The sequence below is a fragment of the Allocatelliglobosispora scoriae genome (assembly GCF_014204945.1).
Classification (GTDB): domain Bacteria; phylum Actinomycetota; class Actinomycetes; order Mycobacteriales; family Micromonosporaceae; genus Allocatelliglobosispora; species Allocatelliglobosispora scoriae.
The window spans coordinates 2,574,190-2,596,724 of the sequence record NZ_JACHMN010000002.1 but is presented as its reverse complement, the minus strand read 5'-3'; the positions used below and the strand labels follow the sequence as shown (position 1 = coordinate 2,596,724).

The 22,535-nt window shown below is 69.4% G+C and carries 19 protein-coding genes; 8 read left to right on the top strand and 11 right to left on the bottom strand.

The window, feature by feature from the left end; translation table 11 throughout:
• Window positions 1–16: 16 nt before the first annotated feature.
• A complete protein-coding gene (locus F4553_RS17185; protein WP_184837236.1) occupies window positions 17–913 on the bottom strand; it encodes a hypothetical protein in 897 nt (298 codons plus the stop codon).
• Between the two features lie 172 nt (window positions 914–1,085).
• On the opposite strand from F4553_RS17185, the gene F4553_RS17180 reads away from it, so the two are divergent.
• Window positions 1,086–1,856 (top strand): hypothetical protein, encoded by a 771-nt coding sequence (locus F4553_RS17180; RefSeq protein ID WP_221469930.1) that lies wholly within the window; start codon window positions 1,086–1,088, stop codon window positions 1,854–1,856.
• 78 nt (window positions 1,857–1,934) lie between these two features.
• On the opposite strand, the gene F4553_RS17175 is transcribed toward F4553_RS17180, so the two are convergent.
• The gene (locus tag F4553_RS17175) at window positions 1,935–4,025 is read right to left on the bottom strand and encodes a choice-of-anchor D domain-containing protein (RefSeq protein WP_184837232.1); all 2,091 of its coding nucleotides are present in this window, start codon (window positions 4,023–4,025) and stop codon (window positions 1,935–1,937) included.
• Between the two features lie 180 nt (window positions 4,026–4,205).
• Between F4553_RS17175 and F4553_RS17170 the strand changes: the two genes are divergently transcribed.
• The gene (locus tag F4553_RS17170) at window positions 4,206–4,379 is read left to right on the top strand and encodes a hypothetical protein (protein WP_184837230.1); all 174 of its coding nucleotides are present in this window, start codon (window positions 4,206–4,208) and stop codon (window positions 4,377–4,379) included.
• 64 nt (window positions 4,380–4,443) lie between these two features.
• Here F4553_RS17170 and F4553_RS17165 read toward each other — a convergent pair whose 3' ends face one another.
• The 4 genes from F4553_RS17165 to F4553_RS17150 all read right to left on the bottom strand — a co-directional run bounded on the left by F4553_RS17165 (window position 4,444) and on the right by F4553_RS17150 (window position 10,370).
• The gene (locus tag F4553_RS17165; RefSeq protein WP_184837228.1) at window positions 4,444–5,874 is read right to left on the bottom strand and encodes a hypothetical protein; all 1,431 of its coding nucleotides are present in this window, start codon (window positions 5,872–5,874) and stop codon (window positions 4,444–4,446) included.
• 140 nt (window positions 5,875–6,014) lie between these two features.
• On the bottom strand, window positions 6,015–8,459 hold the full coding sequence (locus F4553_RS17160) for a discoidin domain-containing protein (protein WP_184837226.1): 2,445 nt from the start codon (window positions 8,457–8,459) through the stop codon (window positions 6,015–6,017).
• A gap of 330 nt (window positions 8,460–8,789) precedes the next feature.
• Window positions 8,790–10,184 (bottom strand): choice-of-anchor A family protein, encoded by a 1,395-nt coding sequence (locus F4553_RS17155; protein ID WP_221469929.1) that lies wholly within the window; start codon window positions 10,182–10,184, stop codon window positions 8,790–8,792.
• A 9-nt stretch (window positions 10,185–10,193) separates the two neighbouring features.
• A complete protein-coding gene (locus F4553_RS17150; protein ID WP_184837224.1) occupies window positions 10,194–10,370 on the bottom strand; it encodes a hypothetical protein in 177 nt (58 codons plus the stop codon).
• Here F4553_RS17150 and F4553_RS17145 point away from each other — a divergent pair.
• The 3 genes from F4553_RS17145 to F4553_RS17135 all read left to right on the top strand — a co-directional run bounded on the left by F4553_RS17145 (window position 10,369) and on the right by F4553_RS17135 (window position 12,878).
• On the top strand, window positions 10,369–11,049 hold the full coding sequence (locus F4553_RS17145; protein ID WP_184837222.1) for a DUF998 domain-containing protein: 681 nt from the start codon (window positions 10,369–10,371) through the stop codon (window positions 11,047–11,049). The two genes, F4553_RS17150 and F4553_RS17145, sit on opposite strands and share 2 nt — an antisense overlap.
• Window positions 11,050–11,203: 154 nt before the next feature.
• A complete protein-coding gene (locus tag F4553_RS17140) occupies window positions 11,204–11,575 on the top strand; it encodes a YciI family protein (RefSeq protein ID WP_184837221.1) in 372 nt (123 codons plus the stop codon).
• Between the two features lie 25 nt (window positions 11,576–11,600).
• On the top strand, window positions 11,601–12,878 hold the full coding sequence (locus F4553_RS17135) for an RNA polymerase sigma factor (RefSeq protein ID WP_184837219.1): 1,278 nt from the start codon (window positions 11,601–11,603) through the stop codon (window positions 12,876–12,878).
• Between the two features lie 46 nt (window positions 12,879–12,924).
• Here the strand turns inward: F4553_RS17135 and F4553_RS17130 are convergent, their stop codons facing one another.
• Entirely contained in the window at window positions 12,925–13,605 is a 681-nt protein-coding gene (locus tag F4553_RS17130) for a Crp/Fnr family transcriptional regulator (protein WP_246466384.1), read from the bottom strand.
• Window positions 13,606–13,664: 59 nt separating this feature from the next.
• On the bottom strand, window positions 13,665–15,152 hold the full coding sequence (locus F4553_RS17125) for a molybdopterin-dependent oxidoreductase (protein WP_184837214.1): 1,488 nt from the start codon (window positions 15,150–15,152) through the stop codon (window positions 13,665–13,667).
• Window positions 15,153–15,649: 497 nt separating this feature from the next.
• On the opposite strand from F4553_RS17125, the gene F4553_RS17120 reads away from it, so the two are divergent.
• Complete coding sequence (locus tag F4553_RS17120; RefSeq protein ID WP_221469928.1) at window positions 15,650–16,546, top strand: AfsR/SARP family transcriptional regulator; 897 nt, start codon at window positions 15,650–15,652, stop codon at window positions 16,544–16,546.
• 48 nt (window positions 16,547–16,594) lie between these two features.
• On the opposite strand, the gene F4553_RS17115 is transcribed toward F4553_RS17120, so the two are convergent.
• The 3 genes from F4553_RS17115 to F4553_RS17105 form a co-directional block, all read right to left on the bottom strand.
• A complete protein-coding gene (locus F4553_RS17115; protein ID WP_184837212.1) occupies window positions 16,595–17,170 on the bottom strand; it encodes a hypothetical protein in 576 nt (191 codons plus the stop codon).
• A gap of 8 nt (window positions 17,171–17,178) precedes the next feature.
• Window positions 17,179–17,982 carry a hypothetical protein gene (locus tag F4553_RS17110; protein ID WP_184837210.1) on the bottom strand — a complete coding sequence of 268 codons (804 nt, stop codon included), beginning with the start codon at window positions 17,980–17,982 and terminating at the stop codon, window positions 17,179–17,181.
• A 235-nt stretch (window positions 17,983–18,217) separates the two neighbouring features.
• Complete coding sequence (locus tag F4553_RS17105; protein WP_184837208.1) at window positions 18,218–19,636, bottom strand: MFS transporter; 1,419 nt, start codon at window positions 19,634–19,636, stop codon at window positions 18,218–18,220.
• A 605-nt stretch (window positions 19,637–20,241) separates the two neighbouring features.
• Here F4553_RS17105 and F4553_RS17100 point away from each other — a divergent pair.
• On the top strand, window positions 20,242–20,772 hold the full coding sequence (locus tag F4553_RS17100) for a DUF5987 family protein (protein ID WP_221470256.1): 531 nt from the start codon (window positions 20,242–20,244) through the stop codon (window positions 20,770–20,772).
• Window positions 20,769–22,430, top strand: coding sequence for an FAD-dependent oxidoreductase (locus tag F4553_RS17095; RefSeq protein WP_184837204.1), 1,662 nt, complete (start codon window positions 20,769–20,771; stop codon window positions 22,428–22,430). The genes F4553_RS17100 and F4553_RS17095 overlap by 4 nt, the downstream gene beginning before the upstream one ends.
• Window positions 22,431–22,535: the final 105 nt, after the last annotated feature.

Here is a 22,535-nt window from a genome sequence, read left to right as displayed (position 1 = left end):
ACGGCCCTGACCAGCGCTAGCGGCGGGTCAGCGTACGCAGGTTGGCGATCCCGATCGCCGCCGCGCCGATCAGTGCGAGCACCCCGAACGCCACCCGCAGGTGCGTGACGAACAGCCAGATCAGCGTGCCCGCCCCGGCGACGATGGCGAGCCCGAGCAGGAAGACCATCAGCCGCCGCCGCAGCAGTGCCTCCACCGCCATGACGATCAGCACCGCCAGCACGCAGATCAGGAGCAGCGAACCCTGCTCCAGCAGCATCGCCAGCCCCAGCAGGAGCAGCAGCACCGAGAGCGACGCCCCGGCCCAGAACTTGAGCAGCGTCCCCGTCGACATCGTCTCGTCCGGCACCACCCGGTGGCGCAGGTGGGCGTGGGGTGCGCGGTCGAGCGACTCCGGGCGTACCAGTCGGAGTTGATCTCGCTCGTTGATCGTGTCGCGGCGTCGGGCCCGCAGCGCGGCGATCGCCTGCTCCTGCGCGGCGATGCGCGAGCCCGCGGTGTCGCGGCCGCGCCGGGGCGCGGTGACCGTGCCCGGGAGGACCTCGATGCCCGCAGCGGTGCCGCGCAGCTCCTCGCGCGCGGCCGTGATCTGCGCGTCCAGGTCCGCGATCGTCTCGTCCAGCTCGGCGATCCGGGCCCCGGGAGGCGGCGGCCCGGGCGGTCGCGGTGGCGGGGACCTTGTCGAGGCCCGCCCAGCCGACCGGGTCGGCCCAGGACGCGCGGATCGTGCCGGTGCGTTCGTATCGGGGACCGGCCGGAGCGCGCTCGCCGCCGAAGGGGTCGGCGGTGTCCAGCCCCCACAGGCCGCGGAAGTCGCACACCCAGGGCGTCTGCGAATCGATGACGACGGCGTTCCACGGCCGGTCCGTGCCGGGGCCGATCCGGACGCCGTCGCCGCGCCGGTAGTCGACATAGGGGATGCCGACACCGGCGGAGGGCTGGTCGCGGGTCCACGGGAAGAAGATCGACCGGACCCTGGTCACGGTGCTGAAGACCCTGGCCAGGGCCGGTGGCTGGGCCCGGACCAGGTAATCGCCGGGCAGGTAGGCCCCGGAGTGCGAGCCCGCGCCCGTGTTGACGACGGGGTGGGTGCCGTCGACCCAGGTGATGTCCGGGTCGTCGGCCCGGCGGCGCAGCTCGTCGCCGACGTCGTCGTGCGACGAAAAGGCAACCCAGGCCAGGGTGTACGCCGAAACCGGCGCACCCGGTTCGTCGGGCGGGACCAGGAAGACGGTGACCTGCTCCCAATCGGATTCGTGGTCGTTGACGCCGCTGAAACTGGACCGCCAGTCGTTCATGGCGTAAAGGAACCAGTACTGGATCGCGACGTATCCGCCGTCGACGGTGACGTGCGCGTGATAGGTGTCGCGGGCCGGGACGGTCGCCGAATACTGCTGCTGGGCCGCGGCGGTGAGCCCGCCGGGTACCTTGCCGCGCAGGGTCAGCGAGAGCCGCATCCCCGAGTCGATGAACCGGCCGAGCAGCCCGACGGCGGCGAGCCGGGAGACACCGGTGAAGGTCGGCCGGTCCGGGTGGCGGCGCCAGGCCCGCAGCTCGCGACGGTCCAGCTCGCCCCTGGCATAGCGGAGCGAGAGCGCGGAGTCCGGGTGGGCGAGGGCGAGCTGCGCCAGGGTCTCGGTGCTGAGCTGCCCGTGGTCGGCGAGGAGGGTGGCGTGGCGCTCGCCGGGCGCGGCGGACCACAGGGCGGCCCGGCGCAGGTAGTCGTCGACGGGCATCGGGAAGAACATCTCACCCGCGGTGAAGTGCAGCACCGGCTCGAAGCGGCGTATGAGCTCCAGCGTCGGAAGGGGAGCCGGCATCGGAACCACCGCCTGCCATCGTCGCTGCCAGCCTAACCTCGCCCGGCTGACCACCGCGCCCGAACGGTGAAGGCGGCGGCCCGGATCGTTCCGGACCGCCGCCTTCGTTGCTCACTAGCGCGTGCGCAGCACCGCGGGCGGTGCGACGAACGAGTGGGTCGGCCGGGACGGCTTCGCCGCTCCGGCGCCCGGTGCCGGCGAACTCGCCGTTCCGGGGTAGAGCCAGAACGTGCCAACCAGATCCACCAGGACGTGGGTGGTGCCCACGAAGTTGTAGATCAGGAAGGCGTTGCGCGGTGGGCTCATCGCGCCGTTGTCCGGCCCGATCAGGGTGATCGCCGCGTTGGCGACCGTCTGCCCGGGTGCGGCGTTGAGGTTGCTGACGTTCGGCCGAAGGTTCTGGCCCGGCAACTGCGGCCAGAGCGTCACATAGGTGTTGCCGGTCGGTGCGACCGCGGTGGCGTTGACCGCGAGCGCCTCGGTCCCCGGCGGCAGGAGCGACGTCGGGGTCTCCACCAGGGCGGTGTCGTTGGACGTGAGCGCGAACGGCCAGCCGAGGCCCGTGCGGGTGTCGACGATGCGGGTGGGCGTACGCGGTTGGAACCGCAGCCCGTCCGCGAGCGTGCCGTCGTCGATGAACCCGACGATGTCGACGAGCAGGTGCGTGTCCTTCTGCGAGTAGACGGCGATCGACGGAAGCCCCGCCCCGCTACCGCAGTGGAGCGTGTCGCAGGGGATCGTCTCCACGATCGCCTGGTTCGGCACGACCGAGCCCTTGGCGTAATTGAGCGTCGAGGTCGCCGGAGGCTCGCCCCAGCTCCCGCTCCACGCCGTGATGAACCCGTCGGCCTTCGGCGTGACCGCGGTGATGTTGACGACCAGCGCCCGGATGTGGGAGTTGATCGCGGCACCGTAGTTGACCGGCAGCAGCACGTAGGCATCGCCGGGCAGCATGGAGTGCCAGGCCGAACGCGAGTCGAAGAGCCGCTGCGGCTGGGTCGGCTGGAACTGCCCGCCCGCACCGTTGACCAGCGGCGTGTTGTCACTCGCGTAATAGCCCGCGACATCGACCAGGATGTGCGTCGACCCCGCCGAGTTGAAGATGTCGATCTTGCCGTCGGTCCCGACGGCGACCGTCACCGAGTTGGCGCGGGTCTTGCCCTTGGCGAAGTTCAGCGACGACGCCGTGGGCTTGCTCGCCCCGGTGGGGAAGACCGTGAGGTAACCCGAGCTGGTCGGGCCGACCACGGTCACGTTGAGCACCACGGCACCGACGCCGGCCGCCGGGACGCTCTCGCGGCCCGTCACCTGCAGTCGTACGGTGGCTCCCGGCTGCACCATCGCCTTCGGTGCACCCTTGCCGGTCCGCGTGTCCAGCAGACGAGCCGGGAACGCGGCGTAGTAGGTGCCCTTGGCCCCGTTGAGCCCGGAGACGCCCATGGGGATGGTCTGGTGACCCACGGCCGTGTTGTCATCGATGACGAGCGACGCGCTCTGCGCGCCGATCTTCAGCGGTTTCGCCCGCACCGTGATGCTGCAGGACTCGCCATAGTTGAGCGTGACGATGAAGCACACGGAGCCGGGAAGCGAGAAGGACGCCGCGTCCGCGCCGACGATGTGCGACACGCCGAAGACGAACGGCTCGGTTCCCATGCTCGTGATGGTGACGGTCCGGTCGGCGGACTCACCGACGTTGACCGAGTCCCAGACCAGGGATTGCGGGCTGATGCTCACGGCCTGGAAGCCGTAGGTCGAGTGCCAGCGCAGCTCACCCCGCAGATCTGAGCACGAGGTCTGATAGCTGATCGCGACCGAGGTGATCGCGTTCGTACCGGCGTCGCGGCTGATCTCGTGCACGGTCATCGAACCCGTGGACTCGTTGCAGCCGGTGCCGGCCGTGACATCTACTCCGGCGTGGGTCGCGTCCGGCGACCGCAGCCCCTGGTAGGTGCCGGTGGTGAGGGTGCTGCCCGTCGGCGGCGAGATGACCGCCATCAGGAAGGGTGCCGACGAGTCCGTCGGGAAGCCCAGCAGCGAGAATCCACCGTCGCCCCGCATGGAGAACTGCAGGTTGCCGTTGGAGTGGTCCACGACGTGCACCCAGCCGGGTGTTCCGGCGGTGATGACATCGTGGGTGTCGGATGCCGCGGCCTGGGCCGCGGGCACTGGAGACAGGGCGGTGAGTGCGAGCGCGAGCGCTCCCACGACCGCACCACGAAGGTGGCGCAAGGAATTCCCCGTTCCTCGTGAGTAACACTGTCGAGGCCGGAATCTATGTGATCTCCGTGCGGAGGGGCATCGGGCGAACGGGCCGGGCCCGGGCGTGAGCGGCGGAAATCCCCGCTTCCGTTCGTGATCTTGGTGGGGTCGTGCCAGGCTGGGGCCATGAGCAGCCCAGACGGCAAGATCGCAGCGCCCACGAGTGACCCGGCGACCGAGCGGGCCAGTGACGAGCAGGAGCGGCTGGCCGCCCGGCAGGAGCAGGACACCGAGGTGTCGGAGCCGGACCCCCGGGAGCCCCGCGAGCCCACCGAACCCTTCTCCGGCTCGGAGCATTAGCGGCGATCGTCGGCCCCCGCTGTGTCGCATCAGCGGGGGCCGACGATGTCATCCCGGCCGGCTGTCACCCCTTGCAGGAGGAGCAGCCCCCGCCCCCGGGACCGCCGGGCGCCGCGAGGATCGGGCTGGGCAGTCCGGGGTAGGTCTCCGGCTGGGCCTTCGTGGTCCGAGCAGGCTCGGCGAGCAGGAAGGTGTCGACGAGGTCGGAGTCGATCAGGGCGATCAGCCCCGGGTTGTGCGGGTTGGTCGGCTGCTCCTCGTAGCCCGGCGCGGTCCAGCCCCGGACGACGTTGACGGCGGCGCCCCGCAGCTTCAGCTTCTGCTCCACGACGTCATAGGTGACGATCGCGGTGTCCGCGTCCGGGTTGACGTACTCCTCGTCGTCGACCGACTCGTCGGAGTCCTCGTACTCGGCGGCGACCACCTCGCAGGATCCACCCGTGCTGCACGCCTCGACGACCGTGGTGGTCGAGCCGTAGTCCCCGTCGCGGGAGATGTAGGTGACGGTCGTGGTCGTCACGGTGCCGATCTGCTTGCCGTCGCCGTCGCGGATGATGTCGATGCTCTTCGAGGTGCTGCTCGTCCCGCCGCCCCGGGTGGTCTCATCCTTGACGTAGGTGACGTTCGTGACGTCGCCCGTCTTCGGGTCCGTCGTCGTGTTCTTCTCCTCGTGAGTGGTCGTGTTGCCGTCCGTCGACTCCCGGTGCTGGCCGACGGTGGTCGGGCCCGCCGAACCGTCGCCGTTGGTACGGGTGGTGGTGACGTCACCCGTCTCGGCGTCCTGCCGGACCTCCTTGACGAAGCCGTCGTTGAAGGTGGTGCGGGTGCCCGTACCCCCGTCGATGGGTTTGGTGGACTTGATTCCGCCGTGCTCGGCGCCGATGGCGACCTCGCCGGTGTAGCCCGCGCTGAGCAGCGAGGCGTTCATGCCGTGGGTCCGGCGGGCGGCCGCGACGCCGTCGACGCGGACCGAGCCGAGGCCGACGGTGAAGCCGTCCCGGTCGAGGTCGAGACCTGCCGTCTCGATGTCGCCCATGGTGAGGCCCAGCCGGGTCATCGCATCCTTGCGTCCGCCGAGCGGGAAGGCGCCGAGCGGGTCCTGGCCGGCTTCCTCGCGCGCCTTGACGATCTCGACCGGCATGGCGACGAAGACGCCGCGGCCGTTCTCGAACGACGGCAGCTTGTGCTCGACCGCGAGATCGAGGACCGGCTTGAGCAGCGGGCGGCTGTCGGGATCGAACGGGTCGGAGCCCGCCATCAGCTCGTCGGCGTCGCAGACGCCGTCATGGTCGGAGTCGACCACGCCCCAGGCCGTGTAGCAGCCGGTCGGGTCACAGAGGCGCACCGTGTCGTGGTTGCGCCGCGGGGGCTCCTCCTGCGCCGCGGCGGGAGCGCAGAGCCCGGCGGCGAGCAGAACGCCGGTGCCGATGACCAGGGAGAACCGGCGCAGGGCGGGAGTGCCCGACCGGTGGGGGAGGGGGTGAGCGTTCAACATGGAGATGACGGTGGCAGCAGGAACCATGCAGATCGATGGCTAGTCGATTTCCCGATAGCGCCACGGCCGTTTAACTAGGGATTCCCCTAGGCGAAAAGGGATCGCCGCGACTCCGGTGGGAGCCGCGGCGATCCCTTTCCTCAGTTGGCATAGACCTCGAACTCGGAGATCTGCGCCGCCGGCCAGCCGGTGTTGCCGGTGAAGGTCAGCGTGAGCTTCCGGGCCGAGGTGGCCGGGAAGGTGATGGTGACGGCGTTGCCGGTGTCCGGGTCGAAGGAGTGGTCGGCGGCACCGGCGAGCGTGGTGCCGTCGGCCGAGACCGCGATCGTCTCGGTGCGGCCGCCCCAGTTGAAGGGCAGCTTCAGCACGACCCGCCGCACCGAGATCGTCTGGCCCAGGTCGAGCGTGACGGTCTGCGGGAAGGCGCCGTTGAGGCTCTCGAAATAGGTCCCGGCGTCGCCGTCGACGAGGTTCTTCGCCGAGATCCACCAGCCCGCCTCGGAGCTCGACGTGATGTCGCGGCCCAGCGCCAGGTTGCCGTCCGGGTCGTAGCCGATGCCGTTGAGCCCCACGACGTAGGGACCGGCGGGCGAGGTGCTCTGGATCGTCAGCAGCCCGGCGTAGTTGCCCGAGGTCACCGGTGCGAACCGGATCTGCAGCGTGCAGGTGGCGCCGACGGCGATCGTGGTGCAGCCGCTCGCGACGGAGTAGCCGCGCGGCGGGACGACCGCGGTCAGCGTGATCGGCTTCGGGCCCGGGTTCCTGATCGCGATCGGCAGGGTGGCCGAGGTGTTCAGGGGCTGGAAGCCGAAGGAGATCCCGGTCGCCTGGGCGATCTCCAGCTGCCCGGCGGGTGCGAAGCCGCACTTCGTCGTCGACCAGCCGAGGTTGCCCGCGCCCCGGGTGATGGCGAAGCCGCTGGCGCAGTCGTGCACGCCGGCGCCGCGCAGCCCCAGCGCCGTCACGCGGCTGAAGGTCGCCGAGCCAGGTCCCTGGAGTTGTACGGCTACCGTCCCCGCCCCGATGATCGTGACCCGGTCCACGCTGACGTTGGTGATCGACTTGCCGACGAACTGGATCGCGGCGAACGAGCTGTCCAGGATGGTCGTGTCGCGGACGTTGATCGCCCCGGTCATCGGCGCGTCGGCGGCGTTGAACCACAGCGCCGCGATCTCGGTCGGTTCGTTGGGGACGAGGTTGCCCGCGCGGATCAGCAGGTTGCCGCTGATCGTCGTGGTCCCCGCGAGCGGCACCGAGCCGAAGCGGTTGCCGACGTGCACGCCGCCGCCCTGGGTCACGGAGTCGGCGGCGATGTTGTCGCTGACCGTGTTGTCGTGCCCGCCGTAGATCGCGAAGCTGTTGGCGAGCAGCGGTACGGAGACCGTGTTGTGGGTGAAGGTGTTGTGGTGGTCGGCGTTCTGGTCGGACCACATCGCCATGCCGTCGTCACCGGTGTTGCGCATGAACGTGTTCTTGACCGTGGTGTTGCTGACGCCGTTGTGCAGGTTGAGGCCGTCGGCCCAGACGTTCTGCACCCGGACCCGGTCGATGGTGAGGCCGTCGGCCGGACCGTCGAACCACATGCCGACCTTGACGTGCTCGATCCAGAGGTTGTCGACCGTCGAACCGCCGCCGAGCGAGCCGCCGAGGCCGCTGTCCGGGATGGAGTCGTCGCGGACGGCGGTCTCGCCGAAGATCGCGAAGTCGGCGAGGTGGACGGCACTGCTCGGCGTGGGCGCGCCCTTGCCGAAGACACCGACGCCGGAGCCGTGCAGCACCGTGTGCCACGGACCGGCGCCACGGACGGTGACCTGGTCGACGACGAGGTGTCGGGTGACCTTGAAGGTGCCCGCCGGGATCCACAGGCCGCGCTGCTGCGCCTGCGCCGCGTCGATCGCGTCCTGGAGCGCCTGGCTCGCATCGGCCGCGCCGGTCGGGTCGGCGCCGAAGTCGGTGGCGCTGAGGTAGCCGGCCGGTGCCTGCGGTGCCGGGGCGACCGCCTCGAAGTCGGCGAGGTCCACCACGGCGGCGGCAGCGGCGGTGAAGCGCACCCTGGTGCCCGTGGCGAGCGTGCGGCCCAAGGTGGTCCGCACGTCGTCGAAGTAGTGGTGCTGGCCGCCGTCGGCCGGGTTGTTCGTGAAGGGGTAGTTGCCGTAGGCGTGCGAGTACGCCGAGGTCAGCGGCAGGGAACCGGCCGGGCTGCCCGCTGCGGTGATGCTGAGGACCGTGCTCGTGCCGTCGGCGACGGAGAAGCGCACGTCGACGGCGTTGGCGGGCTTGGCCAGCACGAACTCGACATACTCCCCGGCGTCGAGGGCGACCGCGCGGCGGCCCGACGCCTCGGCGGCGAGATGGGTGTAGGCACGGTCGGCGGCGAGCACCTGACCGTTGGTGCGGGCGTTCTCCGCCTCGTACTCGGTGAAGGGAACGGCCGCGCCGGGCCCGCCCGGGAGGCTGGGCAGGGGCAGGGCGGTGCCGGGCAGGCTGGGGATGGTGGGGATCGTTGGCGCGGCGACGGCCGGGGCCGCCGAGGCGACGCTCGCGGCGGCGACCGTGACGGCCAGCAACGCGGTGCGGAGCAGCATGGGAAAGCTCCTAGGGGAGGGGGCTGAGTTTCGATCGTGTTGCCACGACGTTCCGGAAGGGCGTCACGGAACAGTAAGACCGCGCCGGGTGCCGAGTCCATACGCTGGCGCAATTTTTGGACAAAAGTTTTGGTTCAGCTTGCGCTGTGTGGCAATTCTATGACTGGCGGCGTTGCTGAGTCATCGCAGGTGGCGCGGCTTGGGATGGTGTCCTCAGGCTGGTCGAGGCGCGGCGGTGACCGGTTGCATCCGTGCTGTGTCCAGCCGGAGCGGGTAATCGGCCACGCAAGAAACGCGACTGAATGTGCAAGTGTGTGCAAGGGCTGTGGGTCAGCGGTCGGTGCGGACGCGTACCAGCAGCAGGAGCGCGGCACCGGCGCCGAGCAGGACGGCGGCGACGGCCGCGAGCCAGGCGATGCTGGTCCCGGTGAGCGGCAGCCCGCCACCACCATCACCACCACCGCTCGGCGAGGCGAGCGTCGAGCCGTTGAACGACGGAGCCGGGCTCGACCCGCTCGCGGACGGAACCGCGCTCGCCGAAGCCGACGCACTCGTCGAAGCCGAAGCCGAAGCTGAAGCTGAAGCTGAAGCTGAAGCTGAAGCTGAAGCGCTTGCCGAAGCTGAAGCGCTTGCCGAAGCCGACGCACTCGCCGAGGGCGACGTGGGTGGGGTCGGGCTGGCGTTGGGTGAGTTGGTCGGCTGCGCGCAGGTCGGCAGGTCGCCGTCGAAGGGGTAGCTGTGGAACTCGGTCCCGGCGGTGCCGGCGTGGGTCAGGTCGCCGGTGGTGAAGAACCGGCCGTTCATGCCGGGGATGCCCATCGTGGTCTGGCTCGCCGGGTCGCCGATCAGCACGCTGCCCTGGAACTGCGCCGTGCCCTGGAAGCTGACCGTGGTCGCACGGGGGATGTTCCACAGGATCATGCGGCGCATCGCGCTCCACGAGGCGGAGCCGTTATTGATCGCGATCGTCAGCGAGCCGGTCTTCACGAGGTTGACCAGCACGGTCGCACCGGCCGGGATGCCCGCGAAGTCGATGAAGACCTGCGCGCCACCGGCCCCGGCGACGTCGCCGGTGACGTTGAAGACCTGGAGTGCGGAGGCGCCGTCGCCGGTGAAGGTCACGGTGCCGAACTCGTTGGTGACCGTGCCGGTCGCGGGCGTGGTGGCCGGGTTGGCGTAGCAGGTCGAGGAGGTCTGGAGCGACGTGTTGAGGCCCAGATAGGGCGTGATCGCCGCCGGGTCCGGGCGGGACGTGTCGGTGATCGTGCCGGTCTTCGTGCCGCCGTAGGCGACGACTCCACCGTCGGCGGCGAGCGTCTGCCCGCCGGCGACCGTCACGTCGCCGCCGATCGTGAGGTAGTCCGAGCCGGGGTCGGGTGGTACGCGGGAACCGACCCCAACCACGCCGACGTTGTAGATGCCGCCGCCGCTCGTCCGGTTCTGGTCGAAGTCGCCGACCACCACGATCTTGCCCTCGGCCTCGGCCGCCGACCCCGTGACCGAGTAGTCGCCGCCGACATAAATGTTGATGTTGTTGTCGTTGCCGACGATGGGACCGTTGTTGGGATCGTTGTCGGTGGCGGGGCAGGGCAGGACACCCGGGATGCAGGGCCCGAGCCCGCCGGGCAGCGGTGCGGCGGCGCCAGGCAGCGCCAGCACGAGCGCGATGCCGGTGACGAGGGTGGCGGCCACCCATCCGGCGGCGTATCGGTGCGTGCGTGCCACGGCTCATCCTCAGGCTGGTTGATAATCGGTATACACGGTATTTATCGCCCGACTCCGGTCTGGCCCGGCGCGCCGTTCGGGCACCGTAGAAAAAATCTTGAGATCGCCTGTCGAAACCGCGTCGCGCCGTTCGAGGAAGAGGTGAAGGGCCGCGAACGGCGGCTCCCGCGCGAAGGGCACGATCATGACGACCACCACCGCACCCACCGCCACCTGCGATCCCGCGATCGCGGTCACCCGCTCGCTGCTCGGCTACGGCATCCTCGCCGGCCCGTTCTACGTCGTCGTCTCCGTCACGGAGGCACTCACGCGGTCGGGCTTCGACCCCACCCGCCACGCCTGGAGCATGCTCAGCAACGGCAGCCTCGGCTGGATCCACATCGCCAACTTCGTCCTGACCGGCCTGATGACGCTGGCCTTCGCGATCGGCCTGCGCCGCGCGCTCGGCACGGGCGCGGCAAGCACGTGGGCCCCCCGCCTCATCGCGGTGTACGCCATCAGCCTCATCGCCGCCGGCGCCCTGCGGGCAGACCCCGGCAACGGTTTCCCGGCCGGCACCCCGGCGGGTCCGGGACCGATGAGCTGGCACGGCACGGGGCACTTCCTCGCCGGGTTCATCGGTTTCACCAGCCTGATCGTGGCCTGCTTCGTCCTGGCCCGGCGCTTCGCCGCCGACGGCGAGACCCGCTGGGCGTGGAGTGCTTGGATCGTCGGCGTCCTGTTCGGCCTCGGTTTCATCGCGGTGGCCGCGGGCGGCGGCGCGTCCTGGAGCATCCTCGCCTTCACCGCAGCCGTGATCATGGTCTGCGCCTGGCTGGCAGCCGTGGCCCTCCACACCTACCGCCAGGCCGCCCCCCAGCTCTAGCCTCTCCCGTCACGGTTTGCAGCAGAGCGTGGCTTCGCGAAGCGAAATGGCCACGCTGTGCTGCAAACCGTGACGAGGGACCGGCCAAGATCGGCGCAACTCTTGAAGAGTTGGTCCTACATAGAGTTCGTCTACCCGAAGAAGGAGTCAGATCATGCGTTATCTCGTCATTCTCAAGGCGCAGCAGCCGGACGGTCCGCCGCCCGCCGAGCTCATGGCGGCGATCGAGGCGCTCGGCGTCGAGGCGACCAATGCCGGTGTCCTGCTCGACGTCGGCGGCCTCGCCCCCAGCGCGGCCGGAGCCAGGGTCGAGCTCAGCGGGGGCAGGCTCAACGTCGTCGACGGCCCGTTCGCCGAGGCGAAGGAGATGATCAGCTATGCGGTCTACCAGGTCCGGTCCAAGGACGAGGTGGTCGAGTGGGCCAGCCGGTTCATGAAGGTCCACCGCGACAACTGGCCCGGCTGGGAGGGCGACTCGGTGATCTCCAAGGTCTTCGGACCGGAGGACTTCGCTCCCCAGCAGTAGGGCGGCCGTGGTTGGATCGGTAGCCATGGCGGCTACCGATCCTGACCACGCGGTCCAGCGAGCCGTCACGACAGCCGTCGAGACGGTCTGGCGCATCGAGGCACCGCGGATCATCGCGGCCCTGACCAGGATCGTCCGCGACGTCGGGCTCGCCGAGGAACTCGCACAGGACACCCTCGTGATCGCGCTGGAGCAGTGGCCCGCACGCGGGATTCCCGACGATCCCGGCCCGTGGCTGATGGCGACCGCCAAGCACCGGGCGATCGACCTGGTCCGCCGCCGGGTTCGCTATCAGGAGAAGCTCGCCGAGATGGGGCGGGAGCTGGAGATCGTGCCGGAGTCCGAGCAGGACGCGATCGATGAGGCGCTCGACGATCATGTCGGTGACGACGTACTGCGGCTGATCTTCATCGCCTGCCACCCGGTGCTGCCGACCGAGGGGCGGACCGCGCTCACCCTGCGCCTGCTCGGCGGACTCAGCACCGAGGAGATCGCCCGGGCGTTCCTCATCGCCGACACCACGGCGGGGCAGCGGATCGTCCGGGCCAAGCGGACCCTCGCGGCGAAGCGGGTCCCCTTCGAACTGCCGCCGCCGGGCGAGCTGCCGCAGCGGCTCTCCTCGGTCCTGGAGGTCATCTACCTGATCTTCAACGAGGGCTACTCGGCGACCGCCGGGGACGACTGGATGCGGCCGAGCCTCTGCGAGGAGGCGCTGCGGCTGGGGCGCCTGCTCGCCGGGCTGATGCCGACCGAGTCCGAGGTGATCGGGCTGGTGGCGCTGATGGAGCTGCAGGCGTCCCGGCTCGGAGCCCGGGAGGGCCCGGGTGGCGAGCCGATCCTCCTCGGCGACCAGGACCGGGGCCGCTGGGACCGGCTGCTGATCCGGCGCGGGCTCGCCGCCGTGGCGCGCGCCGCGGAGATCGGGGGTGTCGTCGGGCCCTTCGTCCTCCAGGCCGAGATCGCCGCCTGCCATGCGCGGGCCCGCTCGACGGCGGAGACCGACTGGCCGAGGATCGTCGCGCTCTATCGGGTGCTGGTCTACATCTGGCCGTCGCCGGTCGCCGAGCTCAACCTCGCCGTCGCGGTGGGCATGGCCGAGGGGCCCGCGAAGGGTCTTCAGCTCGCCGACACGATCGCCGCATCGGGGGCGCTCGACAACTATCCGCAGCTCCCCGCCGTTCGCGCCGATCTGCTGGAACGACTCGGCCGGGACGCGGAGGCGCGCAGCGAGTTCGCGCGGGCCGCCGCCCTGACCCGCAACACCCGCGAGCGCGAGCTCTTCCTGATCCGGTCCGAGCGCTAGTCCGAGCCCGGGCGCTGGTCCGGTCCGGTGCTGGTCCAGGCCGGTGCTAGTCCGGGCCGAGCGCGGCGAGTCCGGGCAGGTCGACGACGGTGATCTGGCGATAGCCGGTGCTGATCAGGCGGCGTTCGCGGAGCTCGCGGATCGCCTTCTGCATCGTCGGCTGCGCGATGCCGACCATGGTGGCGAGCTCGCGCTGGCTCAGCGGAACGTCGATCAGCGTTCCGCCGCTGGTGGCGCGACCGCAGCTCCCCGCGAGCGAGGCGAGCACCCGCCCGAGCCGCACCTCTGCCGGGTAGGCCGCGAAATCCGTCCGCCGGGCGTTGGCCCACTCCAGCCGCTCGCTCATCACGGCGGCCATCCGCAGCGCCGCGTCCGGGTGACGGCCGAGGAAGCGGTTGAAGTTGACGTGGGTGATCGAGCTCGCGACCACTTCACCGCAGGTGGTGACCGTCGCCGTCCGGGACCGGCCGGTGAGCGAGGCCATCTCGCCGATCACGTCGCCCGCGCTGCGAATCGAGAGCAGCACGTCGATGCCGTCGGCGATCACGCTCACCTTGACGATGCCGTGCAGCAGCACCTCGACGTGGTCGGTGCGCTCGCCCTCCCGCAGCAGCTGCCGACCGCGCGGGAAGCTGCGCCGTGTGCCCAGCGCGAGCAGCGCGGTCCTGGTCGCAGGCGTGAGCCCGGCCATGAAGCTCCCCGCCGCCCAGCGCCAGCTCTCTCCCATGACCATGAGTCTGCGCGCGGGAGGGCGCCGGGATTGCCTCGAAGTAAGTAAATGGACGATCAGACGACCGACACCTTGACCGTGTGCCAGCCGGTGGCGCCGTCGTCGGCGAGGTATTCGACCTTCTCGATCTGCAGCTTGCCGCTGCGGTCGGTGGCGCGCACGACCAGGGTGTGCTCACCCGGCGTCGCCTGCCAGCTCAGCTTCCACTGCCGCCAGGTGTCGATCGAGACCACGCCGAGCAGCTCCGCCTCGCGCCACGGCTCGTCGTCGATCTTCACCTCGACCTTGTCGATCCCGCGCTGCTGCGCCCAGGCGACGCCCGCGATCATGATCTCGCCGGGCTTCTGCTTCTTGCGGCCGTCCGGGGTGTCGATCCGCGACATCGTCTTGATCGGCGCCTGCTGCGCCCAGCCGCGCGGGATCCAGTAGGCGTCGAACGCCTTGAAGGTCGTCACCTCCCACTCGACCACCCATTTGCAGGCGCTGACATAGCCGTAGAGTCCCGGCACGACCATCCGCACCGGGAAGCCGTGCTCCAGCGGCAGCGGCTCGCCGTTCATCGCGATCGCCAGCAGCGCGTCGCGGCCGTCCATCAGCGCGGCGGTCGGCGTTCCGCAGGTCCAACCGTCCGACGACCGGCTCACCACCTGGTCCGCGCCCTTGCGCGGCTTCGCCCGCGCCAAAACATCCTTGACGGGTACGCCGAGCCAGCGCGCATTGCCCACCAGCTTCCCGCCCACGTCGTTGGAGACGCAGGAGAGCGTGACATAGCGCTCGATCATCGGCATGGCGAGCAGCTCGGCATAGCTGATGCTGAACTCCTGCTCCACCATCCCGAAGACCCGCAGCCGCCACTGCTTCGGATCGAGCTTCGGCACGACGAGCGCGGTGTCGACCCGGTAGAACGTGTCGTTGGGCGTCACGTAGCCCGGCATCGCGTTCTCCGGCACCGGCCCGGCCGAGCTGATCGGCATCGGCAGGTCGACGGCCTTCCGTGCCACCTCGGTGGTCCCGGGCCGCTGGGTGAGCACGCGCCCCAGCCCGCCCGCGAGCCCGGCGGCGGCGAGGCCGACCCCGGTGATCCAGAGGAAGCGGCGCCGGTCCTGCGGCTGCGGCGCCGCCGCGATCACGGCGAGCGCCCGGTGCAGCAGGAGCATCGCGAGCGCCGCCCCGACCAGCGACGGGACGGCCCAGACCCCGGTGGCGTTGGGCCGGTTGACGGCGGCCAGTGCCCCGACCGCGCCGAAGACCGCGACCCCGCCGAGCCCGACCGCGATGCGGCGCCGGGCGGCGATGCCGAGCACCGCCGCGATCGCACCGAGGATGAGCACGGTCCCGATCTGCAACGCGACCTTGTCGTAGGTCCCGAACAGCGTGATCGCCAGTTCCTTGCCGCTCTCCGGTACGTGGTCGATGATCCAGCCGCCGACCGCGACCACCGGACCGCTGCTCGGATCCGTGAGCACGGCGATCAGCTCACCGGCGCCCAGCGCGACCGCGGCCGCCGTGACGCCGACGACCGCCGCTCTCCCTCTGCCAACCATGCGAGCAGTCTTGCGGCTAGTGACCATCCGGCTCAATGCCCGACACCTGTTACCGCACAATCAAAGAGCTGCGCAAACACCCGCGTCGCCATGCAGCTCGGCCCGGGCGCCCCCCGTCACTTTTTGCAGCAAAGCGTGGTCTCGCGCGGTGAAATGGCCACGCTTTGCTGCAAAACGTGACGGCTGTGGAGGACCTTGCAACGGCGGCGCCGGTGTCGTCGCGGGAGTAACGACGCCACCGGCGCCAACGTTCCGCCGGGGAGAGCGGCGGCCCGCTGAGCGGGGCAAACGCCCGGTGTAGCGGAGTGCGAGCAGTCGCGTCTGCTCGGCTACGCCGGGTGCGCAGACGGCGGAAGGGCACGCCGTCCAGTATCGCCGTCCAGTGTGGAGCCACCGGCTCGGTACGGGGTCGAATTCCACTCCAGCCGATGGGGAGTCCGAGTGATCCGCAATCGGAAGGATGCGCCCCCTCTCCGCCCGCAGCGACGATGTCGTCGATGACCCCCCTCGGCGCTCAGCAGCTCAGGGCCGTGAACGAGAACGAGGATGGATTGTTGATGGAGATGAGCGTGCTCGGGCCGTTGTCCGTGCAGATCGGTGCGACGTCCTGCACGCCGACGGCGCCCAAGGTACGCAACGTGCTCGCGGCGTTGCTGGTCCACGCCGACCAGGTCGTACCCGTGACGTCGCTCATGAAGGAGCTCTGGGGTGACAACCCACCCGCCAGCGGGATGACGACGATGCAGACCTACATCCTGAACCTGCGGAAGCTCTTCGCCGGGGCGACGGGTCGGACGATGGCCGAGATCTCGGGCGACTTCCTGGTGACAAGAGCCGGTGGGTACGCGCTGCGCCTGGGCGGTGCCTCGCTCGACGTGCACCGTTACCACGCACTCGTCGCACAGGGCCGGCAGGCGCTCTCGTCGGGCGAGGACGAGCAGGCGGTCCGGCTGCTCAGTGAGGCACTGCGGCAGTGGAGCGGGCCGGCACTGGTCGACATCTCGGTCGGCCGGCTGCTGGAGTCGAAGCGCCGCCAGTTCGAGGAGTCCCGGCTCGTGGTCCTGGAGTACCTCGTCGACGTGGAGTTGCGGCTCGGAATGTACCGCGAGGTGTTGACGGAACTCGCCGCGCTCACGGTGGAGAACCCGCTGCACGAGGGCCTGCACGCGCAGTACATGCGGGCGCTGCACCTCAGCGGCCGTCGTGCGCAGGCGCTGGAGGTGTTCCACCGGGTGCGGGGGAGCCTCGTCGCCGAGCTGGGTCTGGAGCCGAGCCTGCCGATGCAGCGGCTGCACCAGGCGATCCTCAACTCCGACAAGGGCTTCGACACGCACGTGCGGATCCGGCGTCCGCTCGGCGACATCGTCCGCTCCTCCGCGGCGCCCCGCCCCTAGGGCGCTCTGCGAAACGCCCCGGGCACCTGCTGCCCGGGGCCGACGAACTCACTGCCCGGGATAGGTGCCCTTCTTCACTCCGACGACCTGACCTCCGCTGTAGACCAGCTCGCCGGTGAGAGCGTCGACGAAGGTGATTATTCCGCCGGGTTGCCGGGGTGCCTGAGGAGCTTGGCCTGGTCGGTAACGCCCGCCACCCCCGGCTATGTGATCATGTATCAGGACGACATACATGAGTCGCTTCTCGTCGGGCTGGATACGGTACGCAGTGGGGGTCCCCGAGAGGTACTCCTTCGTGAACCACACGATCCGCAACGCCACCTCGGCGTGCTGCTCATAGCTGTGTCCGCTGCTATTGGCATCGACCACTCGCACCGCTGCCAGGGCATCGATGGCCGGGTGCGCGTCCGCACTCGGTGGCCCGGAGTGGACTTCGGCTCCGCCGTCGAGATAAACGACCTCCCGAGGGATGTCGGCCGGGCCCCAACCGGGGGTGAACCGGCTCGGTGCGCGGTAGGAGACGACGCTGTCGATGTCGCTGGCGATGACACCGGCGGCCGGCGCCAGCAGCAATCCGGCTGCGAGCAGCGTCAGCGGTGCGATCCGCAGCAATGGTCTTCTCACGTCGGTCCTCACTTCTGCCAGATGTCGAACGCAGTACAGCCGAAGGCCTGCAAACCCCACAGCGCTGTGTTCTGGTTGGATGCGGTCATGCTGCACGACATGCTCACCAACGCGTTGTCGGAGACGCGCTGCGCGCCGAGGGCCGTGAAGCTGGCCCGAGCGGCCGGGACACCCGGCATGTTGCCGGTCTGATATTTGGTCTCGCCCATGAACTGCGGTGAGAACGGTTGCTGCCAGGCCGAGTGGAACGGATTGAACCGGCTGCTGGAGAAGACGGTGCCGTTGTAACTCGCGTCGAGGTTGCCGGTGGACGGATTCCACAGGACCCGAAACGCCGGGGCTGTGCCCGAGACGGCGTCCTGCCAATAGTCGCGTTTCCATTCGAGGCTGCCTGCGGAAGTGTCCACGACTCCGTCGCCATCGAGGTCATTGGCGAACTCCGCGAAGATCCGGAACTGCTCGATCGCGCCGGGATCGCGCACATCGCGGACGTAGCCCACCTGCCCGTATCCGGGGTCTCCTGGCTGCCTGGTGTTGGGTGCGATCATCACCCAGGCGTTTGACCAGGGTCGGAAGCCGCCGGAACATGTCCCCGGATAAGCAACCTTGATGTAGGCGGACGCGCCTTCCCAGTTGTGCTGCGGCCAGGTCGCATTGTTGTGGTAGAAGCCGTCGAAATAGTTGCCGCCGCCGGATGGGGAGCAGGTGGTGGCGGCGGCCTGGGCCGGGCTCGGCGAGACGGCGAGCCCGATGGTTGCCATGAGAACGGAGACCGCGACTGTGACGAGATCAGCTTTGCGGGGCACCCACATGCGAGGATTCTAAGGTATCAATCAGTAGATCTACAAGCTTGTAGTAGCCCCAAGAGCCGACAACACATCACCCCCTGGCTCTGGAGATCACGTCACATTCAGAGAAGCAGACGTCATCACATCCCATGATCGTGCTGTTTCCCGGAAACAAGCCCTACCGAGACCCTCCGAGGGGGCTACTTCCCGGAAGCAACGCGATCACGCGCCACATCCGGCAGCGGAACCCGAAACGGCGTCAGAGCTTTCGGCGGCGGGTGGGTGGCTCCAGCAGCACCAGGGCCGCGACCACACCGAACAGGGCGAACCCGGTCGCGACCACCATCGTCAGGTGCAGGCCGTGATCGGCGCCGAGCCGGGGCAGGTGGTTGGCGGTGGCGATGATGTTGTCGGGCTGGGCGAAGGCCGTCGCGGCGAACGCGAGACCGACGGCGGCACCGATGCTGAACGCCGCATCCGTCAGCCCGCCGGCGGCGGCGGACTCCGGCTCCGTGGCGCCGAGCGAGATCGCGATCTGTGCCGCGACGAAGGCGGCGCCGAGCCCGAGGCCGAAGATGACCATGCCGATGAAGTAGTTGCTGATCAGCGTGCCGTTGATGGAGATCGTGGTGAGCAGCACGAAGCCGGCACAGGTGAGCGCCATGCCGGTGGCGGCGACGGTACGCAGGCCGTAGCGCAGCACGATCGTCTGCCCGGCGAAGGAGCCGACCACCGATGCCAGCGTCGCCACCGCCATCGTCAGTCCGTACCTCGTGGCGGACATCCCGAGCACGCCCTGGCCGAAGAAGGTCAGGATGAAGAGCAGGCCGTCGATCGCCATTCCGGCGATGAAGAGCACGACGATGCCGCCGAGCCGCCGCCGCGTACGCAGCATGTGCAGCGGGAGGAGTGGCCGCTCCGCCCGGGACTCGATGAACCCGAAGGCGCCGAGCAGTGCGGCACCGGTGATGAGGAGCCCGATCGTCTGCGGGCAGCCCCAGCCGGCTGACGGCGTACCCGCGACTGCTTGAACGAGGACCGCGGCCGCGGCGGTCCCGGTGAGCGCGCCCGCGACGTCGAAGCTGCGCGTGCCCGGACGGCCGCGACCGAGCGGCAGGAGCAGCCACGCGAGCGCCATCAGCACGAGGCCGACCGGCACGTTCATCAGGAAGATCCACCGGTAGCCGAGGTGGTCGGCGATCGGCCCGCCGAGGAGCAGCCCGGCGGTGCCGCCGAAGGCGCCGACATACATCCAGACGCTCAGGGCGCGGTTGCGGGCGGGGCCGACGTCGAAGGTCATCGCGAGCAGCGGCAGGGCCGACGGCGCGATGAGTGCCGCGCCCATGCCCTGCACGATCCGGGCGCCCACCAGCACCTCACCGGCGGTGGCGAGCCCGGCGACGAGGGAGGCGAGCGTGAAGAGGGCGATTCCGGTGATGAGCATGCGGCGCCGTCCGAGCTGTTCGGCGAGGCGTCCGCCGAGCAGCAGCAGTCCGCCGAAGCTGATCAGGTAGGCCGACATCACCCAGTGTGCGGCACCGGTGGGGAGAACGAGTCGCTGCTGGATCGAGGGCAGCGCGACGTAGACGATCGTGCTGTCCAGCATCACCATCAGGAACGATGCGCAGAGAACGCCGAGCGCCAGCCGGTGTCGTGCCCTCGGCGGTGTCGGCGTCATCGTTGACACATCGCTGAACTGGTTCACCATCAAACGTCCCTAGCTCCATGGCGATGCGTTAGTGCTGAATCAAAACCTATGACTGACCTCTGAAAATAGACGAGCCTATCTTGGAAATCAACATATTTCTATCAACCTGTTGCTGATTGCCGGTGTGGGGAGTCGACCGGCGCGGGTAGCGGACAAGTTAGCACCTGAGCGCACGTTCGGCGCGCTGTGCTACCCCTGCTCGACCCTCGATCGCACCGCCTGTCCGTCGTCGGCGGTGGCGCGCAACCGACTCATCAATCGATTGAGTTGAATTGACGGCGAATCGCATGACGCGATAATCCAATTGTTGCCAAATGCGAGTAGGCGCGTTTTTCTTGCGCTTTTTACTGTCCTGTGCGAGTGCCGTAAGACAGAAAGCATGCGCAGAGATGTGCTGGTAGCGCGCCTATATGACTATGGAAATCAATCGGAGTCGGATATCGAATTGCGGTCCGCGACCCGCGTCAAACTCGCGCAGTCGAGGCGTCAACACCGTGATATCCGGCCATTTTTACTGTCTATCAACGGAGGCGATGCTCGTGCAACTCGAAACCGACGACGAACGGGCGCAGACGATGACGCTCGAAGCGTTCGCGGACACCATCGTGCCGGGCGAGAAGCGGAGCCCCGACGATCGCGCGGTCGCGGGTGCCTCGGAGGGCGGCGGTGCGGTCGCCTGCGGCGCCGTCGAGTTGCTCCGAGGACCCGAGGGCGGCCTGGCCCCGGCGCTGGACAACCTCGCCGACGCGCTCAACGCGCACGCGGAGGAGTACGCGGCCGAGCGGGACATCGCCCTCGACGGCGGCGTGCCGCCCTTCGTCGCGCTGCCCTTCGCGGACCGCACCATCCTCGTCTCGATCCTCACCGGACCCGGCCACCCGGAGAAGGACCTGTGGGTCAGCATGACGATGCTCAGCAACATGGCCTATGACACGGCCGCTCACATCAGCACCCACGACGCGCTCGCGGCCGGCCACCCCGGCCTGCTGGCGCTCGGCATCACCCTGCCCGACGCCGACTTCCTGTGGCGCTTCCCGGAGCACTCCTACGGCATCAAGCTCAACGATCGGCATCCCGACACCACACCCTCGGGGAGCCCGGCATGAGCGCCGTGGAGAGCACCGACGTCCTCATCATCGGCAGCGGGTTCGGCGGTGCCATCGCCGCTTACCACCTCGCGTCCGGTGGTGCGAAGGTCACGGTGCTCGAGCGGGGACCGTGGCTGACCGGCGAGGACTTCACCCACGACTACAAGTTCGGCACCTATACCCGGATGTTCGACTTCGTCGTCGGCGACGGGATGAGCATCCTCAGTGGAAACTGCGTCGGCGGCGGCAGCATGGTCTATTTCGCCGCGCTGCCGCGGGCGCCGAGGTTCGTCTTCGAGCGGCACGGCAGCATCGGCCGCCGGATGTGGCCCGCAGCGATCAGTCGGGACACGCTCGAGCCCTGGTACGACCGGGTCGCCGAGTCGATGCCGATCTCGCAGCAGGACTGGGACACCGTTCCTTACGCCGGCGGGCTCTTCGCGGCGGCGTGCAAGGCGGCCGGGCGTACCTCGAATCCGGTTCCGGTCGCGGTCGAGCACGCCAAGTGCACCAACTGCAACTGGATGATGGCCGGTTGCCGCTTCGACGCGAAGCGGTCGCTGCTGCTCAACTACCTGCCGGGCGCACTGGCGCACGGCGCGCAGATCAAGCCGCTCACCGAGGTGCAGTACCTGACCCGGCATTCCGACGGCAGCTACCGGGCGCACTACAACACGCTGCACGACGTCGACTACCGGGAGATCACCGGCAGCGGCGTGATCGACGCAAAGATGATCATCCTTGCGGCCGGTGCCGGGGCCACCCCGGTCATCCTGCAGCGCTCGGAGGAGTTCCTCGGCAAGATGCCACACGCCGTCGGGCGCTACTTCTCCGGCAACGGCGAGCGGCTCAACACGGCGATCGTCAACGAGGACAAGGTACGCGAGCTCTTCGGCCTCAGCCGGGCCGACGGGAAGGCGTACGAGGCGAACCAGATCGGTCGCGGACCGGTCGTGGCGAGCTGGGACAACCTCGACGGCTCGCTGCCGGAGTACGAGCGGTTCTCGCTGGAGCAGCTCTACTTCCCGCCCGGGCTCGGCACCATCCTGGCGCAGGTGCCCGATGCGGTCGGCCCGAGCTGGTTCGGCGTCGAGAAGAAGGAGATCCTCAAGAAGTGGAAGTCGTGGCTGACGACCTTCACGATGAGCGAGGACGACAACGAGGGGGTCTTCGGGCCGCCGCCGCCGACCGGCAACGCCATCCGCATCTCGCAGCAGATGCTGGCCCGGGGCGCCCTGCGCTACGACCCCACGCCGAACACGCTGCACGGCTGGAAGGTCTCCGACGACGCCGTCCGCGAGATCATGGAGAAGGACGGGCTGTCGCGGGTCATGCCGTGGACCAACGACGTGGTCGGTGCATACACCGTGCACCCGCTCGCGTCGTGCCGCATCGGTGACGACCCGAACACCTCCGCCCTCGACGACCGGCACGAGCTGCGCGGTCACCCGGGCATCTTCGTCACCGACGGCTCCGCCGTGCCGGGCGCGCTCACCGTCAACCCGGCGATGACGATCGCGGCGCTGGCCGAGCGGTCGATGCCGGGCATCGTCGCCGCCGCCCAGGCGCGCGGCATCAAGGTCACCTACGGTGCCCCCACCCCATCCGGGGGTACGAGCACCCGGGACGCCGCGATGCCGGTGGCTCTCAAGCTGGCTCAACGGGGGCCCAGCTAAGACAAGCCTTGAGGCCCGCTCGAACGCTCCACCGGAGTAGCAGACGGCCGTCGCAGGTGTGGCGGCGGCCGTCACCGGTTTCGATGTCCGCACGCCCCCGCCGCC

Bases quoted from the DNA above. Each gene is read 5' to 3' on its own strand.
- F4553_RS17185 (WP_184837236.1), bottom strand. From the start codon at position 913: ATGTCGACTACCGGCGCGGCGACGGCGTCCGGATCGGCCCCGGCACGG.
- F4553_RS17170 (WP_184837230.1), top strand. From the start codon at position 4,206: ATGAGCAGCCCAGACGGCAAGATCGCAGCGCCCACGAGTGACCCGGCG.
- F4553_RS17165 (WP_184837228.1), bottom strand. From the start codon at position 5,874: ATGTTGAACGCTCACCCCCTCCCCCACCGGTCGGGCACTCCCGCCCTG.
- F4553_RS17160 (WP_184837226.1), bottom strand. From the start codon at position 8,459: ATGCTGCTCCGCACCGCGTTGCTGGCCGTCACGGTCGCCGCCGCGAGC.
- F4553_RS17145 (WP_184837222.1), top strand. From the start codon at position 10,369: ATGACGACCACCACCGCACCCACCGCCACCTGCGATCCCGCGATCGCG.
- F4553_RS17150 (WP_184837224.1), bottom strand. From the start codon at position 10,370: ATGATCGTGCCCTTCGCGCGGGAGCCGCCGTTCGCGGCCCTTCACCTC.
- F4553_RS17140 (WP_184837221.1), top strand. From the start codon at position 11,204: ATGCGTTATCTCGTCATTCTCAAGGCGCAGCAGCCGGACGGTCCGCCG.
- F4553_RS17135 (WP_184837219.1), top strand. From the start codon at position 11,601: ATGGCGGCTACCGATCCTGACCACGCGGTCCAGCGAGCCGTCACGACA.
- F4553_RS17130 (WP_246466384.1), bottom strand. From the start codon at position 13,605: ATGGGAGAGAGCTGGCGCTGGGCGGCGGGGAGCTTCATGGCCGGGCTC.
- F4553_RS17125 (WP_184837214.1), bottom strand. From the start codon at position 15,152: ATGGTTGGCAGAGGGAGAGCGGCGGTCGTCGGCGTCACGGCGGCCGCG.
- F4553_RS17120 (WP_221469928.1), top strand. From the start codon at position 15,650: ATGACCCCCCTCGGCGCTCAGCAGCTCAGGGCCGTGAACGAGAACGAG.
- F4553_RS17110 (WP_184837210.1), bottom strand. From the start codon at position 17,982: ATGTGGGTGCCCCGCAAAGCTGATCTCGTCACAGTCGCGGTCTCCGTT.
- F4553_RS17105 (WP_184837208.1), bottom strand. From the start codon at position 19,636: ATGACGCCGACACCGCCGAGGGCACGACACCGGCTGGCGCTCGGCGTT.
- F4553_RS17100 (WP_221470256.1), top strand. From the start codon at position 20,242: ATGACGCTCGAAGCGTTCGCGGACACCATCGTGCCGGGCGAGAAGCGG.
- F4553_RS17095 (WP_184837204.1), top strand. From the start codon at position 20,769: ATGAGCGCCGTGGAGAGCACCGACGTCCTCATCATCGGCAGCGGGTTC.